Source organism: Montanilutibacter psychrotolerans (genome assembly GCF_003719825.1).
In the GTDB taxonomy this organism is placed as follows: domain Bacteria; phylum Pseudomonadota; class Gammaproteobacteria; order Xanthomonadales; family Xanthomonadaceae; genus Montanilutibacter; species Montanilutibacter psychrotolerans.
Window position 1 is genome coordinate 286791 of record NZ_RIBS01000005.1, and the last position, 24554, is coordinate 311344.

Annotated in this window: 19 protein-coding genes; 1 reads left to right on the forward strand and 18 read right to left on the reverse strand. The window is 66.1% G+C overall.

Going from position 1 to position 24554, the window contains the following annotated elements; translation table 11 throughout:
• Positions 1 to 157 precede the first annotated feature (157 nt).
• The 14 genes from EER27_RS12400 to EER27_RS12465 form a co-directional block, all read right to left on the reverse strand.
• Positions 158 to 2392 (reverse strand): choice-of-anchor Q domain-containing protein, encoded by a 2235-nt coding sequence (locus tag EER27_RS12400; protein ID WP_123088417.1) that lies wholly within the window; start codon positions 2390 to 2392, stop codon positions 158 to 160.
• 506 nt (positions 2393 to 2898) lie between these two features.
• On the reverse strand, positions 2899 to 3489 hold the full coding sequence (locus EER27_RS12405; RefSeq protein WP_123088418.1) for a serine O-acetyltransferase: 591 nt from the start codon (positions 3487 to 3489) through the stop codon (positions 2899 to 2901).
• A 66-nt stretch (positions 3490 to 3555) separates the two neighbouring features.
• The gene (locus EER27_RS12410; protein WP_123088419.1) at positions 3556 to 4929 is read right to left on the reverse strand and encodes a phenylacetate--CoA ligase family protein; all 1374 of its coding nucleotides are present in this window, start codon (positions 4927 to 4929) and stop codon (positions 3556 to 3558) included.
• A gap of 19 nt (positions 4930 to 4948) precedes the next feature.
• Positions 4949 to 6217, reverse strand: a complete 1269-nt coding sequence (locus EER27_RS12415; RefSeq protein ID WP_148041018.1) for a hypothetical protein — start codon at positions 6215 to 6217, stop codon at positions 4949 to 4951.
• A gap of 373 nt (positions 6218 to 6590) precedes the next feature.
• A complete protein-coding gene (locus tag EER27_RS12420) occupies positions 6591 to 7907 on the reverse strand; it encodes an O-antigen ligase family protein (RefSeq protein WP_123088421.1) in 1317 nt (438 codons plus the stop codon).
• A 57-nt stretch (positions 7908 to 7964) separates the two neighbouring features.
• Positions 7965 to 9125 carry a glycosyltransferase gene (locus EER27_RS12425; protein WP_123088422.1) on the reverse strand — a complete coding sequence of 387 codons (1161 nt, stop codon included), beginning with the start codon at positions 9123 to 9125 and terminating at the stop codon, positions 7965 to 7967.
• Positions 9115 to 10314: a glycosyltransferase gene (locus EER27_RS12430; RefSeq protein ID WP_190285776.1), complete on the reverse strand. Its 1200-nt coding sequence runs from the start codon at positions 10312 to 10314 to the stop codon at positions 9115 to 9117. Before EER27_RS12430 ends, EER27_RS12425 begins: the two co-directional genes overlap by 11 nt.
• A 209-nt stretch (positions 10315 to 10523) precedes the next feature.
• Complete coding sequence (locus EER27_RS12435; protein WP_123088424.1) at positions 10524 to 11660, reverse strand: glycosyltransferase family 2 protein; 1137 nt, start codon at positions 11658 to 11660, stop codon at positions 10524 to 10526.
• Between the two features lie 16 nt (positions 11661 to 11676).
• Positions 11677 to 12969 (reverse strand): porin family protein, encoded by a 1293-nt coding sequence (locus tag EER27_RS12440; protein ID WP_123088425.1) that lies wholly within the window; start codon positions 12967 to 12969, stop codon positions 11677 to 11679.
• Between the two features lie 37 nt (positions 12970 to 13006).
• Positions 13007 to 13756, reverse strand: coding sequence for a P-loop NTPase family protein (locus EER27_RS12445; RefSeq protein WP_123088426.1), 750 nt, complete (start codon positions 13754 to 13756; stop codon positions 13007 to 13009).
• The gene (locus EER27_RS12450) at positions 13753 to 15342 is read right to left on the reverse strand and encodes a hypothetical protein (protein ID WP_148041019.1); all 1590 of its coding nucleotides are present in this window, start codon (positions 15340 to 15342) and stop codon (positions 13753 to 13755) included. Before EER27_RS12450 ends, EER27_RS12445 begins: the two co-directional genes overlap by 4 nt.
• Positions 15339 to 15953 carry an XrtA/PEP-CTERM system exopolysaccharide export protein gene (locus tag EER27_RS12455; RefSeq protein ID WP_123088428.1) on the reverse strand — a complete coding sequence of 205 codons (615 nt, stop codon included), beginning with the start codon at positions 15951 to 15953 and terminating at the stop codon, positions 15339 to 15341. Before EER27_RS12455 ends, EER27_RS12450 begins: the two co-directional genes overlap by 4 nt.
• 85 nt (positions 15954 to 16038) lie before the next feature.
• Entirely contained in the window at positions 16039 to 17058 is a 1020-nt protein-coding gene (locus EER27_RS12460) for an NAD-dependent epimerase (RefSeq protein WP_123088429.1), read from the reverse strand.
• Positions 17059 to 17063: 5 nt separating this feature from the next.
• Positions 17064 to 18341, reverse strand: a complete 1278-nt coding sequence (locus EER27_RS12465) for a nucleotide sugar dehydrogenase (RefSeq protein ID WP_190285777.1) — start codon at positions 18339 to 18341, stop codon at positions 17064 to 17066.
• A 238-nt stretch (positions 18342 to 18579) separates the two neighbouring features.
• Between EER27_RS12465 and galE the strand changes: the two genes are divergently transcribed.
• Positions 18580 to 19665, forward strand: a complete 1086-nt coding sequence (galE, locus tag EER27_RS12470; protein ID WP_123088431.1) for a UDP-glucose 4-epimerase GalE — start codon at positions 18580 to 18582, stop codon at positions 19663 to 19665.
• A 76-nt stretch (positions 19666 to 19741) separates the two neighbouring features.
• Here the strand turns inward: galE and EER27_RS12475 are convergent, their stop codons facing one another.
• The 4 genes from EER27_RS12475 to otsB all read right to left on the reverse strand — a co-directional run bounded on the left by EER27_RS12475 (position 19742) and on the right by otsB (position 24543).
• Entirely contained in the window at positions 19742 to 20221 is a 480-nt protein-coding gene (locus tag EER27_RS12475) for a VOC family protein (RefSeq protein WP_123088432.1), read from the reverse strand.
• Between the two features lie 150 nt (positions 20222 to 20371).
• On the reverse strand, positions 20372 to 22492 hold the full coding sequence (locus EER27_RS12480; RefSeq protein WP_123088433.1) for an amylo-alpha-1,6-glucosidase: 2121 nt from the start codon (positions 22490 to 22492) through the stop codon (positions 20372 to 20374).
• Positions 22493 to 22494: 2 nt separating this feature from the next.
• Positions 22495 to 23553, reverse strand: coding sequence for a glycosyltransferase family 4 protein (locus EER27_RS12485; protein WP_123088434.1), 1059 nt, complete (start codon positions 23551 to 23553; stop codon positions 22495 to 22497).
• A gap of 237 nt (positions 23554 to 23790) precedes the next feature.
• Positions 23791 to 24543 (reverse strand): trehalose-phosphatase, encoded by a 753-nt coding sequence (gene otsB, locus EER27_RS12490; protein WP_123088435.1) that lies wholly within the window; start codon positions 24541 to 24543, stop codon positions 23791 to 23793.
• Positions 24544 to 24554: the final 11 nt, after the last annotated feature.

A 24554-nucleotide genomic window follows, 5' to 3' on the forward strand; every position in this document is an offset into this window, starting at 1 on the left:
GGCCGATCCGCCTGCGCATCGTGCGCGACGGAAGGTCGGGAAGGCCGCGAGTCTGGACGCGTCAGCGAGTCCGGCCTAGGCAAGCGTCGGCGGGGCGTTTCGCGGACAAAAAAAAGAGCCCCGGAAATCCGGGGCTCTTTGTCGATCAGGCAGGCTGTTACTTGTAGACCGAGAAGGTGGTGGTCGCCTGCGTGGTCAGGCTGCCGCTGGTGGCAACGGCGGTGAGCTTGTACGTACCGATCGAGCTGGGGCCCGAGCCGGACACGAACGACACGCGGGCATAGCCGGAGGCGTCGGTCGTACCGCTCAGAATCACCTTGTTGATGCCGTTGGGCTTGAGCGCGGTGAAGCTGACCGTCGCACCCTTGACCGCCACGCCATTCTTCAGGACCCGCGCGGCGAGGCTGACCGTTTCGCCGGCCTTGTAGCTGGTCTTGCTGGCATAGACGGTTTCCGTGAGACCGGTCGAGATGGCCGGGGAGACCGTATAGATGATCGCGGCATTGCGGGTGTGGATGGCACCAACTCCGCTACCGACGCCCACGCCAACGCTGTACGTACCCGCCAGGGCGTCGGTGGCCGAGGTCACCGAGAGGGTGGCGCTGCCCGTGGCGCCCGGAGCGAGAGCGATCGTGCTGGTCGAAAGGTCACCGGTCCAACCCGTCTTGACGCTGCGGGCCACGGAGAACGTGGTGTTGCTGCAGGCGCTGCTGTCGTTGTTCTTGACGGTGATGGGGTAGTTGTTCCGGCTACCGGCGGCGACAGCGCTGATCGGACCGGTCAGGGTCAGCGTCGGAGCGGCACGGGTGCAGGTCGGCGTCGGGTCCGGAGTCGGATCCGGATTCGGGACGGTGCTGCCGGACTGCATCTCGTAGGCACCCACGTCATTGGCCGAACCGGACGGACGCGGCTGCAGCACGAAGTCGGTGGAGACGCCACTGATCATCGGGGCCTTGTCGATCAGCGGGCTGCCGGTCAGCGGCTCGGCGTCGAAGGCGGCCAGCGTCATGTTGGTCAGCTTCGGATCCTGCGTGCAGGTGGTGCCGGTCTGGCAGGTGCGGACCTTCCAGCCCATGTTGCCCGAGAAGGACTTGGCCGCCGGAGCGCTGCCGCCACTGAACAGGGTCTGGGTCGAGGTGTTGGCGTAGTACGGGAAGCCGACCACGAGGTTGTTCTGGACGTTGACCTTGTCGCTGGACGCGCCTTCACCGTAGGCGATCTGCGCGTCGCCTTCACCGGAGATGGTGTTGTGGCGCACGGTCACGGTGTCGTTGCCGGTCAGGATCAGCAGCAGGGTGCTGCCGTAGGCACGGCACAGATCCGCCGTCGCCATGAAATCCTTGCCGCGGAAGTAGGTGCAGTGACCGACCATCACCGAGTTCTCGATCAGGGCATTGCCCTTGACCTTGACCTGGTTGCCGGCGTTGGCCACGGAGTAGATGCGGCGCAGGGTCACCTGCGTGCCATCGGCGCCGTCCATGTAACGCAGGTCGAGGCCGTCGGAGGTGTTGTGGTGGATGAAGGCGTCTTCGATCAGCCACTTGCCGCCGGTGTCGGTGGTGCCAACGCCGTCGCCATAGCCGCCGGTGGTCTGCGCCCAGCACGCCCACGGCTCACCGGTGGCAACGCGCTCGCCGCAACCGTTCCAGGCGATTTCGATGTTGCGGATGGTGATGTTGCCGGAGTTGGAGCCGCCGGTACCGACGTTGCCGTCCCAGCCCGCGCTGCCGTTCTTGTTGAGCTTGATGCGCTCCATCGTCCAGTTGTTGAGGCCGCCGGCGTTCATGCCGCGTGCCGCCAGACCGTGGATGTTGACGTCGTGCAGCCAGACATTGCTGGAGGCGCGGGCGTACAGGCCGACGCGGGCCCACGGCATCGAGCTGGAGCAAGCCGCCGCGGAATTGGAGTGGTTGTAGACGCAATCGCTGTTGTCGGTGACTTCCAGGTTGCCGACTTCGACGTTGGAGCTGCCGTCGAGGTTGAGCACGCGGTGGGTGCCGGCAACACCGATCAGCTTGGGAGCGGTGCCGGGCTTGCCAAGGATGCGGGTGCGCACCGACGAGGTGCCGCTGGGGATGGGCTGCATGTAGCCGCCGCTGCCGACCTGGTACGAGCCGGCGCCGATCATCAGGGTGTCACCACCGGCAATGCGCGCGGAACCCGACGAGGGCAGGGCGATGTTGGGATTCTTCCAGGCGCAGGCCTGGGCGGTGCCGCTACCGGAATACGCCGCGTCGGAGCGGCCGGTGCACTGATTGGCATCACCGCCATCGGCGCGGACATAGAAGGTCGTTGCGTTGGCGGAGCCGATGGCGGCGAGGCCAACCGAGGGCAGCAGCAGGGAGAGGAAAACCTTGGGCAGCTTGCGGCTGCGGGCAGTTGCGACAGACATCAGACAGCGACTCCGAAATTCAATGACAAAGGTGGGTGGCGGTTGAACCACCCGGGTGCGCCCCTCCTTAGGTCGGAGCGGATCGTAGGAAGGGGGGGGGGGCGCTGTTGTGCGCCAGTCCACAGTTCTGGCCGCGGCAGCCGATCGCCGCAGTTTTCTGTGACCGACGTCTCTTGACTGAATTGTTAAGGTTCAGCTGGGAGTTGGTGACATGAAGTTCTGAACAGGGGCACGCCCAATTCAGATTGCGACGCGCGCGTAGCCAGGCCCCGAGCGCCGAAGTGGCCGCCAATCTCACGACGCACCTTCACGGGCGCAACGGGACGACCGGGGCGCGGGCCAGCAGTACACGGGCAGCGCAAAGCCGCCCCCGGAGGTGGACACGGGGGCGGGAGGCAGGCTGGTCAGGTGACTGACTGCGACGCGAGCGCATCGCTGGTTGGCGTAAACGGACCCGCGGGTGGGAAATCCGGACTCCGCAAGACAGCGGGCTGGATGCGGGGTTGCTAGCCGATCTTCCCGTCGTAGTCCGTACGGTTCACGTAACCGGTCGATCCTTTGCGGGAAATTATCGTGCCAGGAACACCCGCCACGACGCAGTCATCGGGGATGTCCATGGCCACGACGCAGTTGGCGCCGATGGCAACGTTGCTTCCGATCCGCACGTTGCCGGCGATCACCGCGCCGGGGCCGATGTAGATGTTGTCGCCCAGGACGGGATAGCCCTTGTTCTTCCCGCGATTGGCCCGACCGATCGTCACGCCTTGGGAGATGTTGCAGTTCCGCCCGATCACGGCCTTCTGGCTGACCACGATTCCACCGAAGTGGCCGATGTAGAAGCCGCTTCCGATGACGGTCCCGACGGGGATCGAAATTCCCAGCTTGTAGGTGAGGTGCCCAAGTACGAAGCGTGCGAACGGATAGACCGTGAACTTGAGGACCGGGTTGCTCCGTGCGTACGCACAGGTGCGCAGCCAGAAGTTGTAGCGGAACGATTCGCCCCTGAAGACGTAGCGCAACAGCGGCCCACGCCTGGCGTGTCCGGTGATGCGATAGAGGTCGGACAACACCAGAAACCTGTATTCCTTGAAGGTCATCGACGCTCCCCTGGTGTCCGTGCTCACGTCCCCGCGCCCCTGCAGCCGGCCCCTTCGAGCGGCGTGCTAGCCGTTCATTTGCGAAACCACCGCCTGGAATTTTCCGCTGGCCGATCGCGGTATCGACTCCACCGTTTCCACCACGACGTTGACATCGCCCAGGCGCTGCCGGACGCGCTTCTCGACGTCGGCGATGTCGTTCGTTCCGAACGCTGCCGTGGGCACGATCTTCACCCGGATGCGATCCAGTGCCTCCTGGATGATCTGCCCTTCGACGATGTTGGCCTGTCCGACGAAGATCCCGTGGAAGCGGACCATCTGGCGGCCGTCCGGGCCCACCACGACATCCTCGATCCTTCCCAGCACCTCCTTCAGCACGGGCAAGTGGCGTCCACAGCTGCAGGGTTCCGGGTCCCATGCCGCCACGTCCCCGACCCGATAGCGAACAAACGGCTGGTACTGCCGTACGAATCCCGTGGCGACGACTTCGCCGGCCTCGCCCGGTGCACAGGGGGTGCCATCCGGGCGCAGGATCTCGACGACGCCTGCGTCGGAACTGACGTGGAGGCGATGGTGCGCGCACGCGCTCGCGAACACGGCGTTCTCGACGGTGCCGTACTCCTCGAACACCGGGCATCGGTAGGCTTCTTCCATGACGGTCCGCATGGTCTGGGTGAGTTTTTCGCTGGTCGTCACCACGGCCTTCAATACGGGCACGTCCAGACCGCGGTCCAGGATGTGGCGCGCCAACAGGTAGTAGGACATGGCGTAGCCGGTCAGCCATTGAGTCCCGTGCTGCCACAGTGCCTCGACGTACTGGTCGGCGTTCTCGCCGCTGAGATGGAAGGCCGAAAAATAGACCTGCTTCTCGACCCGGTTGTAGCGGTGGAAGGGGCCGTTGCTGTTTGCGTCCGGTACCACGATGCGACCGGAGAACGTCGCGCGCCCCTGCGTGAATGACACGCCTGCCCAGTTGGCCGATCGGACCTCGCGAAGCGCCCGTGCATCGCGGGCCTCGCGGGCCGTCCACAAGGTCGAGACCGGGGTGCCTGTCGATCCGCTGGTGAGGAATCGGTAGCGCAGCAACGGACGCATGTCGTCGCGGGCAAAGTCCAGGGGCGCGCTGCGGACGGGTTCCTTGGCCAACAGCGGCAACGCCGACAGGCAGCCGGCCCGGGCTGCGCGTTTTTCCTCGTGGCCCCAGGCCTGCCGGTAGTAGGGAACGTGGTCGGCCGCATTGCCCAGCAGGATGCGCAGCTTCTCGGACTGGTACGAAGCCAACTCGTCCACCGACCATCGGTCGCGCTCCCGGTACCCGCGCACGAGGTCGCCGTACCCGGGGCCCGAGCGCAGCCAATGGCGGTACAGGCCGAATGCCGATGCGGCAACGTCCTGGCCCCGTTGCGGGAGGTGGGCATAGATCTTGTCCGTCAGCGCCATGGCGGTATCCGGTCGTGGATCAGGGGGTTGCGGCGTTGCCGCATGACGCGGCACCGGCCTTGCCGATCGCCGGACTGCCGGCAAGCGGTTTGGCGTCGAAGCTCGCCAGGTCCGGGTTGGCGAGCTTGAGTTCCTGGTTGCAGACGGTGTCGGCGGGGCAGGCCGACACCCGCCAGGCCTGGTTGCCGACGTAGCCCTTGGCGGCCCGGCTGTTGCCGCCATCGAACGCCGAGGGCCTGGCAGGGGAGCGGTAATAGGGAAAGCCGATCACCAGATTATTGCGGATCTGGATGCTGTCGCTGCCGTCGCCCTCGCTGTGGCCGATCTGTACCGCGCCTTCCCCGGCGAGGGTATTGCGTCGCACGATCGCGGTGTCGTTGCCCGTCATGACCAGCTGCAGCGTGCTGCCGTCGGCGCGACACAGGTCGTCGTCGACCATGAAGAACCGGTTCTTGAAGAAGCTGCAATGGCCCACCAGCACCGAGTCCTCGATCACGGCGTTGCCCTTGACCTTGACCTGGTTGCCGGCGTTGGCCACGGCATGGATGCGGCGCAGGGTCACACGGGTGGCGTCGGCGCCATCCATGTAACGCAGGTCGAGGCCGTCGGAGGTGTTGTGGTGGATGTATGCATCCTCGACCAGCCACTGGCCGCCGGTATCGGTGGTGCCCAATCCGTCGCCGTATCCGCCGGTAGCCTGTGCCCAGCACGCCCACGGCTCACCGGTGGCAGCGCGTTCGCCGCAGCCATTCCAGGCGATTTCGATGTCGCGGATGATCATCCTGCCGGCGTTGGACCCGCCGTCGCCGACGTTGCCGTCCCAGCCGGCACTGCCGTTCCTGTTGAGCTTGATGCGCTCGATCGTCCAGTTGCGCAGGCCGCCGGCATTGATGCCACGCGCGGCCAGGCCATGGATGTCGAGGTCGTGCAGCCAGACGTTGCTGGAGGCGCGGGCGTACAGGCCAACGCGGGCCCAGGGCATGGCGTCGGTGCAGGCCGCGTCCGCCTGCGAATGGCGAAAGACGCAATCGCTGTCGTCGGTGATTTCCAGGTTGCCGACTTCGACGTTGGAACTGCCGTCGAGGTTGAGCACGCGATGGATTCCCCGGGTACCGACCAGCCTGGCGACGGCGCCGGGCTTTCCCAGGATGCGGGTGGGAGCGTCGGGGCCTGGGCCGCTGGGAACCGGCTGCATGTGGCCGGAATCGCCGATAGGGTAGGTGCCCGGTGCGATGCGCAGGATGTCGCCTCCCGCGATGCGTGGCTGCCCTGAAGGGGGCAGCGCCATCTCAGGTCCCTTCCAGGCGCAGGGCTGGACGGCGCCGCTGCCCGAATAAGGCGCATCCTCCCGCCCCGTGCACTGGGTGGCATCGCCGCCATCGGTCCGCACGTAATAGGTCGTGGCATCGGCAGACGCCGCCGTGGCAATCGGGATCCCGGACGGGGCGGCGCTCGCCGCCGCGCAGGTGTCCGGCGCAGGCGCGAGTTCGGGTTCCGGTTCGGCGGCGCACGCGACCAGACTGGCAAGCGCGCACGTCGCCAGCGCGAGCCGCCACGCCCGATGGTGAGTGCATGCTCGGCTGTGCCGATGATGGCGCTGGCGATGACCTGGGCGGCTGATGACGGTTCCTCCTGTCCGATGCCCAGCGTGGCGTCGCGGTTCAGCGGAGCAGTCGTGTGAGCCGCACCGTCCCCGGTACCGCGCGGGCGGTCAGCGGAAAGCGCAGGCCCAGCGGTTCCGGCTCGACCACGGGCTTGCTGGCAGCCGCCAGTTGCGCGGCAGCGTGCACCTTGAGCAGGCCATAGCGTTCCATCAGCCCGCACAGAATCCAGAAGTTGGCCATGATCACGCTGTCGAAGAACGGGCTGCCGTACATGTTGCCCAAGGCCATGGAGACGACGGCCAGCGTGAAACCCAGTTCGAACGTGCGCAGCCCCATCCGGGCGGGACCGGCAGACCGGCGCAAGCGGCGCGCCAGCACCCATAGCCGCCAGAACACCCACAGCAGCGCCAGAAGCCCCAATGGCCCGCACTCTGCCAGGGTCAGCAGGAAACCGTTGTGGGCGTCCTTTCCGGCGTAGTTGGTGTAGTTGCCGATGTGCCCGGTGAATCGCCCCAGGCCAACGCCGGCAGGGTGATCGCGCAGCATGTCGATCGTGCCTTCCCAGATCGTGAAGCGGCTGGTCGTGCTGAGGTCGAACGTCACCGCGCCACTGGGATCCACCTGCTGTGTCTGTTGGACACGGTCGACGACGCTTCCGGGCAGGAAGCTGGTCGCGGTCGCGGCCAGCAACAGGGTGGCGAGAACCGCGGCAGGAATGCTTCGCCAGACCAGCACCACCATGATCCCGAACAGCGCAATCAAATAGGACTGGCGCGAGTAAGTGAGCATGATCGCCACGGCCAGGATCACGCTGCCCGCGATCGCCGCCGCACGCGGGACCCGCCCCAGCTTGGGCTGCAGCGCGGCAGCGGTCAGCATCGGCAGGAACATCGAGAAGAACACGCCGGCGCGATTGGCCATTCGGATCTGGCCGAACGGACCCACGGCCCGCTGCGTTTCCGAGAACTCACCCAGGTTGAAGCGCAGCCCTTGCAGAAGCGCTTCAAACCCGGCGGCAACGGCCACCAGAAGCACTACGACGATCAGCTGTTTGGTGGCTTTCAGGTCCAGCCCGCATTTCCGGTACGCCAGGTACAGGAACGGGAAGAGCACGGCGACCTTGGCTTCGCGCAGGTCCTTGCCGGCGTTGGACATGTCGTGCCATTGCGCGGCGATGAAGCCGATCGCCATCGCAAGGAACAACGCGACCAGCGGCGGAAAGAGATAGCCAGGCTGTTTCAGGTGCGGCGGATCGGGCTCGCGCAGGAACAGCGCCATCACCAGCAGGGCGACCGAAACACCGACGCTGACGTCCGGCGGAAAGTGGGCCGTGTTCGGCAGCAGCACGATCGGAATGGCGTAGATCAGACGCATGGTCTCAATCCGCCCCGCCGGCACTGATGACCGCGTTTGGCAGTGACGATACGGTGCTCATTTCGCCGATCCGCGGGTAGGGTGCGCGATCAACTGGGAGCTGGACTGGCTGGCGCGAAGGCAACGGTCATACACGGCCGCTGTCGCCGCGCCGAGCGCCGCGCCGGTGTGGTGCTGTTCGACGTGCTGCCGGGCCCCGTGCGCCAGGCGAAAGCGGAGCGCGGGGTCGGCCATGTGCGCCATCGCACTGGCCAGCGCGTTGACATCGTCCGACCGGAACAACATCCCGGTGCGCCCGTTGTCGATCAGCTCGGGGCTGCCACCCACCGCGGACGCAATCACCGGGCAGCCCGCGGCCATCGCCTCTAGCACGGCGTTGGAAAGGCCTTCGAAGTGCGAGGGAAGCACCAGGAAGTCGGCCGCCTGCATCAGCCGTGTCGCGTCGTTTCGTTCGCCCAGGAAGCTCAGGTCGTCGGTGATGTCCTGGTCGTGGGCGAGCTGTCGCGTCGATGACTGGGCCGGCCCTTCGCCAACGAGCGCGACCCACGGACGTTGCGCGGGTGCCAGGGCCGCCAGCGCGCGCACCAGGCATGGCAGGTTCTTGACCGGTACCAGTCGTCCGACGAACAGCCCGAACAGCCGCCCAGCCGGCACGCCAATCGAACGCCTCATCCGCTCGCGCTCGCCAGCGGCGATGGGCGTGGGGACATCGACGCCATTGGCAACCGTGGCGAACATCGCGTCGGGCATGCGGGTACGCCGGGCGGTCGCGGTCGCGCCTGCGCTGGAGTTGGCGATGACGGCGGCACTTCGGCCCAGGACAAGGCGCTTGAGCCACCAGAACCAGGCAGGCCGGTCGAGTGCAAAGCTTCGTTCTGATGCCACCAGCAACGGCTGCCGTCCGGACAACGGGCGTGCCAGCACCGACGCCAGTTCCGCGGTCAACGAGAATGCGTGGATGAGCGCGTAGTCGCGCCGGCGCAACAACCGGGCGAAGGCGAAGAGGAATCGCAGGTCCACCCGACGGCGTTTGGGCACGAAGTGCACGGGGATACCATCGCGGCGGATCGCATCGACCAGGAACGAGTCGCTGCGGAAGTAGGCAAGCTCGGGTTCCCAGCGCTGCCGATCCAGGCCCTTGAGCAACTGCTGGACCTGGCGCTGGCTTCCGCCAACTTCCATGCCGTCGATCACCACCAGCAGCCGATCACGCCGCATCGCCGATGGCCCCCGTCATCAAGCCATGCAGCTTGATGGCTTCCTTTCGCGCGTCGAACTCCAGCTCGATTCGCTGGCGCGCCGCGATCGACAGCCGCGTGCGCAGCGGCGCATCCTCCAACAATCGCCGGAGCGCGCGCGCCAGCGCGGTTGCACTGCGCTCCTCGGCCAGCAGTCCGTGCACGTCATGGCCGATCAGTTCCGGGACGCCCGAGACCGGGCAGCTCACGACCGGGCACCCCGACGCCATCGCCTCCATCAAGGCCACCGGAATGCCATCGCGGCTGCCGTTGGCAGCGATCTGGCAGGGAAGGGTGAACACGGTGGCCGTTGCCAATGCCGCTCGAACGACTTCCTGCGGTTGTGCGCCAGCCAGGGTGACGTGGTGCTGGAGCCGGTGACGCTCGATGGCCGCCTGCAGGTCCTGTCGCGCCGGACCTTCGCCGATCACCGTGCAGTGAAATGCGGTGCCGCCATCGCGCAGTAGTGCCAGGGCGTCGATGAGGGTGTGGAAGCCCTTCTCGGGCGAGAGTCGTCCCACGCCCACGATGCGGTTTCCGGTTCGGTTGTCGGCTTGCCACGGAATCTGGCGCAGGTCGACACCGCAGTGCACCACCTTCAGTTTGCGCGGCGCCAACGTGGAGACATTGCGGTCGAGCCAGTCGACGTTGTGCCGGGAAATCGTGATGGCCAGCGCCGCATCGGCGATCTTGCGCGGCAGCAGCTGCTGGTTCCTGAACACGTCGTGCGCATGGCAGGTGAATCCGAACGGACGCGACATCACGCGCGCCAGCGTCCACGCGGCGGTGGTCGGGTAGGTCGACCAATGAGCGTGAATGAACTGCGGATCGAACTGGCGCAGCCAGGAAAGCTGGCACAGGCTGCGCATCAGCGTGCCCAGCGATTTCGCCAGCACCGTCGGCGTGCGCCAGGTGTCAGCCACGATCGTTGCGGTCGCCCCAACCACCCGACGCGGATGCGTCACCATCGCGCGCACGGCCAGGCCCACCGTCGCCAGCAGTCCGGGGGGCTGGCGCACGCGATCCAGCAGTGCGGCCGAATCCGCCTGCACCATCGATTCGGTGGAACGCTTGAGCGAGAGGATGCGCACGTCGACGCCTTCATCGATCAACGCATGGATCTCGCGGACGATGAACGTCTCCGACAGGCTGGGAAACTGGGAGACCACGTACACCACGCGCCGCAATGCAGGGCCCGCGAGCTCCCGCGATTCTGCCCAAGGCTCCTGCGACGCCGCAGTGTGGGCGCCATCAGGACCATCAGGCCAATTGTCTGCCCTCGACTGCATCGGCGTTGTCCCAACCCATCTCCAAGGAGAAACGTTGCTGGTCACGGTCGACGGCCAGTAGCCGGATGCAGGCGCGATGCGCCGGCGTTCTAACGCAACGGCGTCCAGGTCACGATGCGTTCCCCGCGAAGGAACCGGAACAGGCTCACGGCCGATGCCAGGTTGGTCAGCAGGAAGTAGTACGGCTGGGCGAGGAGGCGTGACTTGGCGAACATGCGCAACGGCGTGAATCCGACCAACCCGGACAGCAGCACGATCAACTGCATCGCCAGCAACCAGACATAGCGCCCCTGCATTGCGAGCGCCGCGTTGGCGAGGAACGCGATCATCCAGTAGACCGGCGACAGGTACCGCAGAAGCTTGTGCGACCACAGCTGCCAGGCAAACGCGCCAAAGCGCAGCGGATTGAGAAACCGCTTCTGTGTCGCCAGGGCCGCCAGGCTGCGCATGCCGACGCGCACGCGCATGGACAGTTCGCGATCCGGGTGGTCGAGGGTGTGCTCGTAGCAGAGTGCGTCCGGCTCCAGGATCGTGCGCAGACCTTGCTCGCGCACCACCATCGCGACCACGAAATCGCTGATCAGATCGGGGGCGATGGCGCGGTAGGCATCGCGGCGGATCGCGTACAGGCAGCCAGAGACGCCAATCAGCGAACCCAGCGCGCTCTCCGCCATCCGCAACATGATCTCGTAGTTCCAGTACGACGTGCCGCCTCGGCCGGTCGCATCGTCCTGCATCGCGACATAGGTCAGACGCCCGGCGACGCAGCCGACCGCCGGGTCATGGAAGTTGCGACAGATCGCCTGCAGCGCCTGCGTCTCGATCAGGGTCGTGGCATCGGTGAACAGCAGGATGTCCCCGGATGCCGCGGCGGCGGCCGCATTCTGGCAAGCCGTCTTCCCGCGGCGGCCTTCCACCCGAAGCAGGCGGACGTTGGGCAAGCCCAGGCCGAGCACGATCTGGTCGGTACCATCGCTCGACGCATCCGAAGCAACGATGACGTCGATCTGGCCCATCGGATAGTCCAGCGCTAGGACATTCCGGATCTTCTGCTCGATGTGCCGTTCTTCGTTGTAGGCGGTGATGACGACGGTGACCGAGGCGGAGACGAAGCCCTTGTCCGTCGTGCGCGGCCGGATGCGGGCAAGCGCGATCGCCAGGATCGGGTACCCCGCATAGATGTACGCAAGCAGGGCGATCGCGCTCCAGAGCAGTGCCTCGAACATTCCCCTGACTCCGTCTTCAGCGCTTCCACCAGACCGTGAATTGCACCGCCTTCTCTTCGTAGCGCGGGTCGGAAAGGTTGGAGTCGCGCTCGTTCCAGATCGCCTCGGCGCGGTAGCCCCAGTGCCGCGTCAGCTGATAGTCGATGCCAAGGCTGTAGACGCGATCGCGGTGCTGTTCGTCGCGCGCAAGGAACTCACGCTTGCGCGCGGAACCACTCAGAAAGACGTTCATCCTCGGGCGCGGGCGGTAGTCGACCTGGAAGAACGCGCCGCGCTCTGTGCGATCACCGTCGGGCTGGTCGATGTAGCGAAGCCGCCTGTACATCGGGCGAAGCCTCAGCCCGAAGCGGTCCCCGGCATAGCGGTAGTCGAGCTCCAGGGCATGCTGGCGATACACACCGGCGGTCACCAGAGAATCGGAGATGTCCACCAGGTCGGGTGCCAGGGATTCATCGGGATCGCTCAACCGGATGATGAGGTCCTGTACCTCATCGGCAAACTGGTGCCGGCCGCGGAAGCGGAGCCGGTTCTGCGGAGAGATCTGCCATTGCACCGTCGCACGGGCAATGGCCGTCGAGGCATCACCGCCGGATTCGCGGTTCAAGCGCGAGTGACCGGCATCCAGCTGGTATTCGACGTTGCGCAGATTGCCTTCGTAGCGGACGAAGCCATCCTCCCGGGTGTAGTCGACGGTCGCACCCGGATCGTCGAATTCGGCCCGGGTATACGCCACGTTGAGCGATGCCTTGGACGAGGGCGTCAAGTCGCGCTGCAGGGCCGCGGCCGCGCTGTAGCGCCTGCCGTCGAATCCGGTCGACACCTCGGCGGTGTTGTCGGCCGCGCGAAGATCGAGCTGCAGGCGGGTGGCATCGTCGAATCGCGCGAAATAGCTTGGCCCGGCGAGGAACACGTTCACGCGCTGCAGATTGCCCGGGTACCGGCCATCGCGCAGGTTGATCGACTCTTCGCTGAGGTAATCCTCGAACACCAGGCTCAGCCGCTCCGGGAGCAGCGACCAGTTGAGCTGTCCGGCAAACCGGCTACGGTTCTCGTCCGGGAACTCGTTGCCCCGGTAGTGGCGGCGTTCGATCTCGCCACGCGCTTCCAGCTTGATCGACGCACCTTCCTCCTTGACGTCGAACTTGAGGCGCGGGACGAGGACCGTCTCCGACACCTGGTTGTCTTCGCTGAGGTTGAGGTTGTCGCTGTGGAGCGCCACCACTTCGATCTGGTAGTTGATGCGCGCCGCGTTGGCCTGGCCGCCAAAGGTCGCCGCCAGGATCGCGGCGCACAGGACGGTCGGGCGCATGCGCGCGGCGGACGGGGAAGCGCGACGATCGCGTCGGTCAGACGTTCTCATTGAACACCACGCCGGCAAACTTCAACGGGTCGAAGTTGGCGGCAGCGGCTGCGATGTCGGCCGCGGTGTTCCGGCCGTAGCCCGCAACCAGGACCACCACGTCAGCCAGTTCCGACAGCAGGCGGGCATCGGGCGCACCAAGGATCGGCGGGCTGTCGAGGAAGATGTATCGGTCCTTGTAGCTGCTTCGCAGCGAGTCCAGCAGCAAGCGCATGCGAAACGACATGAAGTACTCCGCTTCCAGGTCGCCGAACTGCGATTTCCCTGCCGGAATCAGTTTGAGGCGCGCAACGCCGGTGCCGTAGATCATGCTTTCGACGTTGACCTCGGGGTCCTCGAGGTAGTTGATCAGACCGCCCTTGGACGCATCGATCTTCATCGTCGTGTGCTGCGTGGGATGGTGCAGGTTGCAATCGATCAGCAGCGCGGTCTTGGACTGGTCGAAGGTCATCGCGAGCGCGAGATTTCGAGCGACGAAGCTTCCCCCGCACGTCGGACTGACCGGCGCGACGAGGGTGATGAAGTTGTCGTTCGAAATCGCCAGCAGCCGCGTGCGCAGCTCCCTGAACGAGTCGACCAGATGCCGGTTGGCGCCGTCGGCAAAGGGGATGAACGACCGATCGATCAGCTGGGAAGGCGTGAGCGTCGTCGGCTCGTTGCGCCGCACGACGCTTCGATGGTCGTCGACGCTCATCTTCTCCACGGATTCGGCCGCATGATGATTGAGGTCATTCATAGGACGTCCGCCACCTTCAGGAAGAGAACCAGCCCATAGATCAGCGGCACGGCGACCAGCAGCAGTGACCCGATCCTCATTCGCTTGGCACGCAGTTCAAACTGGTTGTGCGTCATGTACAACGGGATCGTCCCCAGCACCGGCAGGCCCGCTTCGCGCTCGATCTGCAGCGGCAGGCGCACGCGGGGATCGTGCTTGACCAGGATCGACAGCAACAGCAGCGGAATGAGGATGGCCAGCACGATGCCGGTCAGCGCGAAGTGCATCAGGCGCAGCCCCGTGGGCAGCAGCGGGATCGACGCCGGCTCCTGGATCTGGAAACCCAGGCTTTGCCCGTCGGCATCCAGGCTCATCGAAACGCGTGCGTTCTCGCGCCGCTTGAGCAGGTCTTCGTACATTTCCCGGTTGACGTCGTGCGCGCGGGTCAATGCCGAGACCTCGCCCTCCGATCCGGCGATCCGGCGGCTGCGCTCCAGTTCCTCGCGCAGCAACGCCTGTGCGATGGCGACCCGGGATGCCGCCGCGGCGCCCTGGCTGCGGACGCCGGCGATCTGCGTCCGCAGTTGCTGGTAGACGGGATTCATCGACGGGGTCGAGCCGGGCAGGACGGTGGTTCCGCCGCTGTTGGCGCCGCTCCGCACCTGGGCCTGCATGTCACGGATCTGGTTGCGGACCCGGACCACGTCGGGGTGCTGATCCGTGTAGGACAGCATCAGTCGGCTCTCTTCGGCCTGCAGTGTGGCCAGCTGCACGTTGGCCTGGGCGGAGCGCGAAATGGTGGTGAGCTGGCTCTCGCGGGACAGCTGGCCCATCAGCTGACGCTCCTGGGCGCCAACCTGCGCGAGGTCCATGCTGGCGTTGTCTGTCGCCCGGCGCAGTTCCGCGATGCGGGCCGAGACGTCGGAGCCGACGCCCGGAAAGGCATCTGGATTGATGTTGCGATAGTCCTGGAGCTTCTTGTCCGCTTCGCCGAGCGCCTCCTGGTACTTCCCGACCTGGGCATCGATGAACTGGTACGCCGATTGGCTTGCGCGCGCCCGGGATTCCAGCACCTGCTCGATCAGCGCTTCGGAGAAGCGCTTGGTGACGGCGTAGGCACGCCGGGGATTGGAATCGGCGTAGGTGATCTTCACCAGGCTGAGCTTGGGATCGTTCGAGCGCGTCTGAGTGCGCTCGGTGACGGTGATGTCGGTACGTCCGATGATGCCGCGGATCAGTTGTTCCTTCTCCAGCTCGCTGAGGTGTCCGCCGACCCAACCTCCAGCGATCAGCACGTCGGCCATGACGCGACGGCCAAACAGCACATCGCGCGAGATGATGGCGCGGGACGAATCGTTGGGTGCCGTCGCCCGGCCCTCGAGCAGTGGCGCGATGGGCGTGTTGTCCTGGACCAGCACGGTCGCCGAGGACTTGTACGTGGGCGGATTGGTCAGGCCCCACGCCAGGAAGAACAGCGCCACCACTGCGAAGATGGTCGCCAAGGGAAGCAGGTAGCGGCGCGCTTCCTTGAAGGCAATCGGCAGCAGTCCCAGCACAGGCGGGCGTTCGGGCCCCGGACCGGGCAGTTGCCTGTATACGGTGTTCACAGTACGCGCTCCGGAACCGTGATCACGTCACCGGGGGCGACCTTGTAGTTGGTGGTGAGGTCGCCGTTCTCGAGGATGTCGCCAAGCTGCACGCCGTAGGCCTGCGCGCTCGGGCCGTTGGTACGGTGCAGGCTGGAGCGGTCGGGGGCGGCGAATTCGGTGACGCCGCCGGCAGCCAGCACGGCATCCAGCACCGTCATGCCCTGGCGATAGGGGATCGAAACCGGCTGACGGACCGCACCGGTGACGCGCACCCGGGACAGGTACTCGTGACTGCGCAGCTCGGTGAGGATGACCGTGACCTGCGCCTCGCGAACGAATGCGCCCAGCTTTTCCTGCAGCTCCTTGGCGACGGCGTCGGGCGTTCGACCGCCGGCCACGATGTCGCCGACCAGGGGCACGGAGATCCTGCCGTCGGGGCGCACGGGAGCGGTGACACCCAGTTCGGGATTGCGCCAGACCGACACCTGGACAATGTCGTCGACACCGATCAGGTAGTCGTCTGCCGGGGGAGGGGCCTGTGGGGCGCCGGACATCAGGTTGCCCGAGGAAGCGCAACCGGAAAGCAGCAGAAGCAGGCACAAGGCCCGAAGGGCAGATGCGACGCGCATGGCGATTCTCCGATTGTCCCCACTTGGGCAACGCCGTTCTCAGGTGCACCCGGCCAACCCGCGGCACGGCATCTGACCGGGGCGGTCAGATCCCGTGATACTTCAGATACCAGTCAACAAAGCGTGATACGCCGACCTCGACCGGCGTGGACGGCGAGTAGCCGACATCCCGGGTCAAGGCCTCCACATCGGCCCAGGTGTTGGGTACGTCACCGGCCTGCATGGGCAGCAGGCGGCGCTCGGACTTGCGACCCAGGCACTGCTCGAGCACCTCGATGTATCGCATCAGTTCCACCGGCGTGTGGTTGCCGATGTTGTACAGCCGGTAGGGTGCGCTGGAGGTGGCGGGGGAGGGGTCCTGCGGGGCGTGGTCCGACCCGTTGGCGGGGGAGGAGGTCGGGGGATGGTCCAGCGTGCGGACGACGCCTTCGATAATGTCGTCGATGTAGGTGAAGTCCCTGCGATGGCGACCGTGGTTGAACACGTCGATCGGTTCACCTGCCAGGATTGCGCGCGTGAACAGGAACAGCGCCATGTCCGGCCGGCCCCACGGTCCGTAGACCGTGAAGAAGCGCAATCCCGTCGTGGGCACCCCGAACAGGTGGCTGTAGGTGTGCGCCATCAGCTCGTTGGCCTTCTTTGTCGCGGCGTACATGCTGACCGGGTGGTCGACGCTGTCGTCGACCGAGAACGGCAGCTTGCGGTTGGCGCCGTATACCGAGCTGGATGAGGCGTAGACGAGGTGTTCGATCGCGCGATGACGGCAGGCTTCGAGCACGTTCAGGAACCCGGTGACGTTGCTGTCCACGTAGGCCTGGGGATTCTCGAGCGAGTAGCGCACGCCGGCCTGCGCGGCCAGGTTGACCACCCGTTGCGGATCGAACGAGGTGAACGCCTCGCCAAGCGCGTCGCGGTCCTCCAGTGCGCCGCGCATGAAGCGGAAGTTGGGGCTGGGCAGCAAACGCGCCAGCCGGGCTTCCTTCAGGCGGGGGTCGTAGTAGGCATTGAGGTTGTCGAAGCCGAGCACCTCATCGCCGCGCGCGAGCAGCACCTCGCTGAGCCTTGCGCCGATGAAGCCCGCCGCGCCGGTGACCAGGACGCGCATGGCCGCTACAGGCAGCCGTCGACGCTGGCGCGCGGCAAGGCGCGCTTCACGTCGAACAGGATGGCCCCGGGCGCGCCGAGGCTTCGGATCCGCTCCGCTCCCATCGCGACGAATTCGTCATGGGCCACGGCCAGTACCACCGCGTCGTAGTGGCCAACCGCGGGATCGGCGATCAGCTCCACGCCGTACTCGTCGCGCGCGCGCTCGGCGTTCACCCAGGGGTCGTGCACGTCGACATGGGCGTTGTAGCTACGAAGCTCGCGCACGATGTCGATCACGCGGGTGTTCCGCAGGTCGGGGCAGTTCTCCTTGAAGGCCAGGCCCAGGATCAGCACGCGCGACCGGGTCATGTCCTGGTTGCGCTGACGCATCAGCTTCACCACGCGACGTGCGACATGGCTGCCCATGCCGTCGTTGATGCGACGTCCGGCCAGGATCATGTCGGCGTGGTAGCCGATCTGCTGCGCCTTGTGGGTAAGGTAGTACGGGTCGACGCCGATGCAGTGGCCGCCAACGAGACCGGGACGAAACGGCAGGAAATTCCACTTCGTTCCGGCGGCCTCCAGCACCTCGTGCGTGTCGATGTCGAGCCGGTGGAAGATCAGTGCCAGTTCGTTGATCAGCGCGATGTTGACGTCGCGCTGGATGTTCTCGATGACCTTCGCCGCTTCGGCCACGCGGATGCTGGATGCCTTGTGGGTGCCGGCCTTGATGATCTGGCCGTAGAGACCGTTGACGAACTCGGCCGCCTCGGGCGTCGAGCCCGAGGTGACCTTCATGATCGTTTCAAGCCGATGCTGGGGGTCGCCCGGGTTGATGCGCTCGGGGCTGTAGCCGGCGTAGAAGTCACGATTGAACGCCAGCTTGGACTCGCGCTCGACGATGGGAATGCAGACTTCCTCGGTTGCTCCCGGGTACACCGTCGACTCGTAGATGACGATCCCGCCCCGACTGATCGCCCCGCCCACCGTGCGGCTGGCCGATTCGAGCGGGCGGAGATCGGGGCGCTTGTAGTCGTCTATCGGCGTGGGCACCGTCACGATGAACACGTTGCAGCCGGCCAGTGATGACGCGTCGCTTGCGCATGTCAGCAAGGTCGCCTCGCGCAGCCCGTCTGCGGTGACCTCGCGGGTGTGGTCGTGATGGGCGTTCAGTTCCGCCACGCGGGCCGCGTCGATGTCGAATCCGACGGTCGGGAAGCGCTTGCCGAATTCCACGGCGAGCGGCAAGCCGACGTAGCCCAGGCCGATGACCGCGATGCGGGCCTGATCGATCGTGGCCAACGGAGCATTGTTTGCCAAGCAGATTTCCCCTTGGAGCGATGCCCAGGGCAGATGCCCACCTGGTTGCGGATTGGTAACGCCAATCCAGCCGGGCCGAGGACACGCGCCGGTGCGCGGCATGCCGGGCCCAGCGCGATCGCGCCTGGACGCCGATGCCCCCATCCCCCGTTCTGCAGGGAGGTGGGACCACCAGCGGAAGAATCGAATGGCACGCCAGGCACCCCTTAGCGTCGCACCCATGAGCGTTCTCGTTTGCGGCGGCGCTGGCTACATCGGCAGCCACACCTGCGTGGCATTGGCGGCGCAGGGCCATCACATCGTCATCGCGGACAATTTCGCCAACAGCTCGCAACGCGTACTGCTGCGACTACAGCGCATCACGGGCGCTCCCCTGGAGTGCAAGCATCTGGACCTGCGCAGCAAGACGGCGCTTGCGCGGATGTTCGCCACCCACCAGTTCGACGCCGTGGTGCATTTCGCCGCACTCAAGGCCGTCGGCGAGTCATGCGCCCGCCCGTTGGAGTATTTCGACAACAACATCAGCGGCACCATCAACCTGCTGCAGGCGATGCAGGGTGCAGGTGTGCAGCGCCTGGTGTTCAGCTCATCGGCCACCGTATACGGCGACCCCGAACGCCTGCCGGTCAATGAGCAGGCACGACTGGACGTAACCAATCCCTATGGCCGGACCAAGCTGGTCATGGAACAGTTGATCGGCGACCTGTGCTGCGCGCGCCCCATGTTCCGGGCCGCGGTACTGCGGTACTTCAATCCCGTCGGCGCGCACCCCTCGGGATTGATCGGCGAGGACCCCACCGGCATTCCGAACAACCTCATGCCGTACATCTGCCAGGTCGCCGCCGGTCGTCGCAGCCAGTTGAGCATCTTCGGCGACGACTACCCGACACCCGACGGCACCGGTGTCCGCGACTACATACACGTCATGGACCTGGCACGGGCACACGTGGATGCCCTGGAGTACCTGGCGCGCGCGAACGCCAGCCTGACGGTGAACCTGGGGACAGGCCATGGCATCAGCGTCCTGGAGCTGGTGCACGCGTTCGAAGCGGCGTCGGGACGCCGCATTCCCTACGAGATCCAGGCGCGCCGTCCGGGCGACGTCGCCCAGGTGTACGCCGACCCGTCGTTGGCCCAGCGCCTGCTTGGGTGGCGCACCCAGCTCGACGTCCACGCCATGTGTCGCGACGCGTGGCGATGGCAGTCGATGAATCCGACCGGGTACGAGCGGGCGAAGTCCGAAGTCCGGGCCCGCGGTGTCCGGAAGCCACCCCAGACCGGTCAGTCTTCGGACGCGGTGCAGTAGCGCCAGACCTCGATGCATATGCATCGCCTTGACCCGCCAGCGTGGTGCAGCGGGCTGGGCGTACTCGTGGCGAGCGTCAGCCGCGTCGGGCGGCCTCGATCGCAGCGATGTCGATCTTTCGCATGTCCATCATGGCTTCGAACGCCCGCTTGGCGGCGGCTGGATCAGGGTCGCTGATCGCGGCCGTCAGGGCGCGCGGCGTGATCTGCCAGGACAGTCCCCACTTGTCCTTGCACCAGCCGCATTCGCTTTCCTGGCCATCGTTTCCAACAATCGCGTTCCACAAGCGATCCGTTTCGGCCTGGTCGTCGGTGGCAACCTGAAACGAGAACGCCTCGCTGTGCTTGAACTCGGGCCCCCCGTTCAAGCCCAGACACGGGATGCCCAACACGGTGAACTCCACCGTCAAGACATCGCCTTGCTTGCCCGCCGGGTAGTCGCCGGGCGCGCGAAGGACAGACGTCACCGCGCTATCGGGAAACGTTTCCGCGTAGAACGTCGCAGCGTCCAACGCGGTCCCGTCGTACCACAGACAGATCGTGTTCTTGTTGGCCATATCGGTTCTCCAATGCCGGGGCAGCCGCGTGCACCATTCCGCGCAAGCAGCCGGAAAATAGGGACTCGGATGCATACCATGGGGCGCGTGTATGCGCGATCACGCGACGCCGCTGATCGCCTGCTCGTATCCGGCTGCGCACGGGCAGGCTCAACTCCGCAGATTGACCGGTATCGCATCGGCGTGGCGCCCTTCGGTGAATACGCCAACGCGCCCTCCGAACTGCTTGAACACCAGGTCGACGCGTTCCTGGCCGACAATCAGCCCGCGCACCCGAACGTCGTCGATGCCGGGGGGCAGGTGAGGGCGATCGACGTGGATCACGTTGTGTTCGCCGTCGATCTCCACGCCGAGGCAGGCCTGCAGCAGCATGAACGGCGAGCCCGCCGCCCAGGCCTGCGGAAGGCAGGCGACCGGATAGGGGATTGGCGGTGCGCCCGCCCGGCGGGTGAAACCGCAGTACAACTCGGGCAGGCGCATGTCGAAATGCACGGCAGCCTCGAAGGCGCTGCGCAGTAAACGCGCCGCGACGTCGCGCCCTTGATGCTGGGCAATCCCGCTGGCGCACAGGGCGCTGTCGTGCGGCCACACCGACCCGTTGTGGTAGGACATCGGGTTGTAGCGCGGTGCGTCCTTGGCGAGAGTGCGAAGGCCCCAGCCGGTGTAGAACGCCGGCGACATCAACTGCTCGGCGACGGCCTGCGCGCGGGCCGCATCGGGCAAGCCGACATAGAGCAAATGGCCGGGGTTGCTGGCCCGCACTTCGCAAAGCCGGCCATTCCCGTCGAGCGCGATGCCGTAATAGCCCGCTGCGGGCATCCAGAACTTGGCCTGGACGGTATCGCGCAGCCGATCGGCGCGTGAATCCCATTGAGCCGCGGACGGCTCACCGCGGGCTCGCCCCAACTCGGCCATGGCGCGGAATGCAGCAAACGCGTAGCCCTGCACCTCGATCAGCGCGATCGGGCCGACCGCGAAGTGGCCATCGGCATGGAAGACCGAATCTTCGCTGTCTTTCCAGCCTTGATTGGACAGTCCAGACGCTTCTCGCCGCGCGTAGTCCAGCAGCCCCCAGGGACTGGCGTCGCAAACGCGCTCGATCCAGGCCGTCGCCGCACGAAGCGCGGGCCACAGGCGTTCGATGAAGGCGTGGTCCCCGGTACGCCGGGCATACGCCCCAGCCAGCATCACGAACAAGGGCGTGGTATCGACGCCGCCGTAGTACAGGCCGAACGGCAGTTCGCGCAGGCTCGACATCTCCCCCTTGCGGGTCTCGTGCATGATCTTGCCTGGCGCGGAATCCAGGAACGCCGACTCTTCCTGGGCCTGGTGGTCGGCCAGGAACTGCAGCACGCCGCGCGCCAGGCCCGGGTCCAACCACAAGGTCTGCAGCGCGGTGACGACCGCATCGCGGCCAAATGGCGTCGAGAACCACGGGATGCCTGCATACGGATAGGGGCCGCTGTTGAGTTCACTGGTCAGCAGCGCCAGATCGGAGCGCGACCGGCGCATCCATTCGTCGAACAAGGGCCCGTTGCTGGAGATCCGCGCGCCACGACGCTGACGATGACGCATGCGCACGCGCGCTTGCGCGCCAGCCTGGCGAAACCGTTCACGCGACGGCGTCTCTTCGGCCTCCGAGGCGAGTCCCGCCTCGACGTACAACTCGCTGTGTTCGCCCGGCTCGATGCGCAGATCGATGGCGATCCCGGCGTCGTCTTCGGCGACGGGTTGTTGCGAAAAGGCGATGAAGGAACTGCGCAGCACGCCGTCCAGCCCTAGGTACTGGAACCTGCGCCGGCAGCTGTCGTGGTGGGAGGCCAGCATCTCGCCCCGCGCCTTGCGGACGCTGCCGCGCACCTCGAACATGTCGCGGAAATCGGCCGCCAATTCGAAGCGCAGTGGCAGCACCGCAGGTTTGGAATCGTAGTTGGTGCAGGAGATCCGCTCGTACATGCGCTCCTGCGAGAGGAGGCGGGTGCGTGCGATGTGCACCAATCCCTGCGGCGTACCGGGCTCGCCGAGCGGCGAGAGTGCGCGGTTGGTCAAGTGCACGACAAAGAAGACGTTGTCGCTGGAAACCGAGGCGCTCAGCAGCGCCGGATCGCCGTTTCCCAGGCTCAGCCGGTAAAGACTCAGCAGCCGCGTGTCGTCGCGGAACAGGCCTTCAGTCGACCCGGCGATATCGCCGAAGCCGTTCGCGATCAGGAAGCAGTCGCCGTCCTTGAGCACATGCCGGGTGTACAGCGCGGCGTTGGCAGCCGGGTCCACGCCTACGCCCTCATTCTGAGCCCGCGGTCGTCCTGGCCGGCCAGAAGCGCATACAGATGGACGTAATCCTGGGCCATCGCCGATGCGGAGAAGCGCCGCTCGAACGTGGACCGCACCTGGGCACGGTCGAACGCGCGCAAATTGCCCACCGCCTCCACGGCGCCGTCGATCGAATCCACGATGCAGCCGGTCAATCCTTCGTCCAGCACTTCCGGCACCGATCCACAGTTCCACCCGATCACCGGCGTGCCACACGCCATCGCCTCGATCATCACCAGGCCGAATGGCTCGGGCCAATCGATCGGGAAAAGCAGCGCCGCGGCTTGGCCGAGAAACTCCCCCTTCTGCGCATCGCCGATCTCGCCGATGAACTCCACTCCGGGCGAATCCAGCAAAGGTTCGATCGTTTCGTGGAAGTACTCCCGGTCGGCCTGGTCCACCTTGGCCGCGATCTTGATCGGATAGCCGCTGCGCCGGGCGATCTCGATGGCGCGATCCACGCGCTTCTCCGGCGAGATCCGGCCGAGGAACGCGAGGTAGCCCCCGTTGGGTTCGGCCACGAACGGATACAGGTCGCCTGGAATGCCGTGATACACCGTGCCCACCCAACGCGCTTGCCGCAGGGGCCGCCGCTGATGGTTGGAGATGGACACCAGCGGATAGCGCGACCAGCGCCGGTAGGCCTCGGGCAGGTCCTTGTTGTCCAGGCGCCCGTGCAAGGTGGTGAGCGTGCGGTCGACACGGTCCTCGAAGAACGGGAAGTGCAACAGGTCGACGTGGAAATGCAACACGTCGAACTCGGCAGCGCGCCGCCGGACCTCGTGCATCATGCTCAGGTGCGCGGCCACGTTGGACTGCAATGGGCTGGAGTCGAGGCGTATCGATTGATCGCGTACCGGTATCAACGTGGCCCGCGTGTTCGCATCGGCCGCCGCGAACAAGGTGATGTCGTGGCCGGCGTCGACCAGGGCATCGCACAAGTGCGCGACGACCCGTTCGGTGCCGCCGTACAGACGCGGCGGCACCGACTCGTAAAGAGGAGAAATCTGGGCAATTCTCATGGCACGTTCTCGCCAAAGGGACGCATGTGTTGCAAGACCGCCAACCTTCGAACGGCGGGGAGGGCGACGCTGGAGTGGGAAGTGCCGATGGCTTCGGCGGGCTTCTCGGAACAGGGACATCGCGCTCGGCCAATCGCCTGCAGGCAATTGCCGGCGCGTATCGAGATATCGCCGCGCACGGGGCGCTTCGGCCCGGTGGGCGTCGCGCGATTGGCTGCGATGACAGTGCGCGCCATGTCAGGCCGCCTCCCTCATGCCGAGCCAGACCCGCACCCGCGAGGGGTCGGCCAGTCGATGGCGCGCGACGCTGTCATCACGATCGCCCACGAGCACGCTGATGCCGGAGCGGGCGTTGACCACGGCGAATCCGCATTCGTCGGCCAGATCGTCGCCGGCAAATACCGGCTTGCGTCCCAGAAACGGTGGATGGGCCATGAAATCGGTGATGGCCTGACCCTTGTCGAAGCCGAATGGTCGGATCTCCACGCCGTGGACGCCGGGATGCAGCCGGTAGCCTGGCAGCGCTGCAAGTGCGAGGAGGGCGAACTCGCCAAGCGCCCCGGATGCGCCGGGCGCGCCGCGCCAATGGAGGTTCAGACAGGGGCCGCTCGCTTCCACGCAGGCGCCGGGATAGTCACGAAGCAACTTCCGGGCCTCATCAATCAGTTGGTTCAAGGCTTGCGGAGGCGCCGGCGCATCGACCCGCGCGCCCGGCATGCGGCGCTCCAGGCCGTGCAGACCCGCCGCGCACAACCCCGAGCAATCGGGGAAAAGCTCGTCCAGGGCGACGATCGACCGACCGCTGACCAGAGCGATCGCGCCGTCGAGTTCGCTCCCGATCTCGCATAAGCGCTCGCCCAGACGCTGGGGAACCTCGACTTGCGCAGGAGAGGACGCGTGATCCAGCAGACAACCGTCGACATCGAGGAACAGGGCCCAGTCCGAGCGCAGCCGCGGCGGGCGACTGCGAAATGTGTCGTTGCCATCCATGCGGCGATGCT

Excerpts from the sequence above, each read along its gene's own strand:
- EER27_RS12400 (WP_123088417.1), bottom strand. The coding sequence starts at position 2,392 with ATGTCTGTCGCAACTGCCCGCAGCCGCAAGCTGCCCAAGGTTTTCCTC.
- EER27_RS12405 (WP_123088418.1), bottom strand. The coding sequence starts at position 3,489 with ATGACCTTCAAGGAATACAGGTTTCTGGTGTTGTCCGACCTCTATCGC.
- EER27_RS12410 (WP_123088419.1), bottom strand. The coding sequence starts at position 4,929 with ATGGCGCTGACGGACAAGATCTATGCCCACCTCCCGCAACGGGGCCAG.
- EER27_RS12415 (WP_148041018.1), bottom strand. The coding sequence starts at position 6,217 with ATGGCGCTGCCCCCTTCAGGGCAGCCACGCATCGCGGGAGGCGACATC.
- EER27_RS12420 (WP_123088421.1), bottom strand. The coding sequence starts at position 7,907 with ATGCGTCTGATCTACGCCATTCCGATCGTGCTGCTGCCGAACACGGCC.
- EER27_RS12425 (WP_123088422.1), bottom strand. The coding sequence starts at position 9,125 with ATGCGGCGTGATCGGCTGCTGGTGGTGATCGACGGCATGGAAGTTGGC.
- EER27_RS12435 (WP_123088424.1), bottom strand. The coding sequence starts at position 11,660 with ATGTTCGAGGCACTGCTCTGGAGCGCGATCGCCCTGCTTGCGTACATC.
- EER27_RS12440 (WP_123088425.1), bottom strand. The coding sequence starts at position 12,969 with ATGCGCCCGACCGTCCTGTGCGCCGCGATCCTGGCGGCGACCTTTGGC.
- EER27_RS12445 (WP_123088426.1), bottom strand. The coding sequence starts at position 13,756 with ATGAATGACCTCAATCATCATGCGGCCGAATCCGTGGAGAAGATGAGC.
- EER27_RS12455 (WP_123088428.1), bottom strand. The coding sequence starts at position 15,953 with ATGCGCGTCGCATCTGCCCTTCGGGCCTTGTGCCTGCTTCTGCTGCTT.
- EER27_RS12460 (WP_123088429.1), bottom strand. The coding sequence starts at position 17,058 with ATGCGCGTCCTGGTCACCGGCGCGGCGGGCTTCATCGGCGCAAGGCTC.
- galE (WP_123088431.1), top strand. The coding sequence starts at position 18,580 with ATGAGCGTTCTCGTTTGCGGCGGCGCTGGCTACATCGGCAGCCACACC.
- EER27_RS12475 (WP_123088432.1), bottom strand. The coding sequence starts at position 20,221 with ATGGCCAACAAGAACACGATCTGTCTGTGGTACGACGGGACCGCGTTG.
- EER27_RS12485 (WP_123088434.1), bottom strand. The coding sequence starts at position 23,553 with ATGAGAATTGCCCAGATTTCTCCTCTTTACGAGTCGGTGCCGCCGCGT.
- otsB (WP_123088435.1), bottom strand. The coding sequence starts at position 24,543 with ATGGATGGCAACGACACATTTCGCAGTCGCCCGCCGCGGCTGCGCTCG.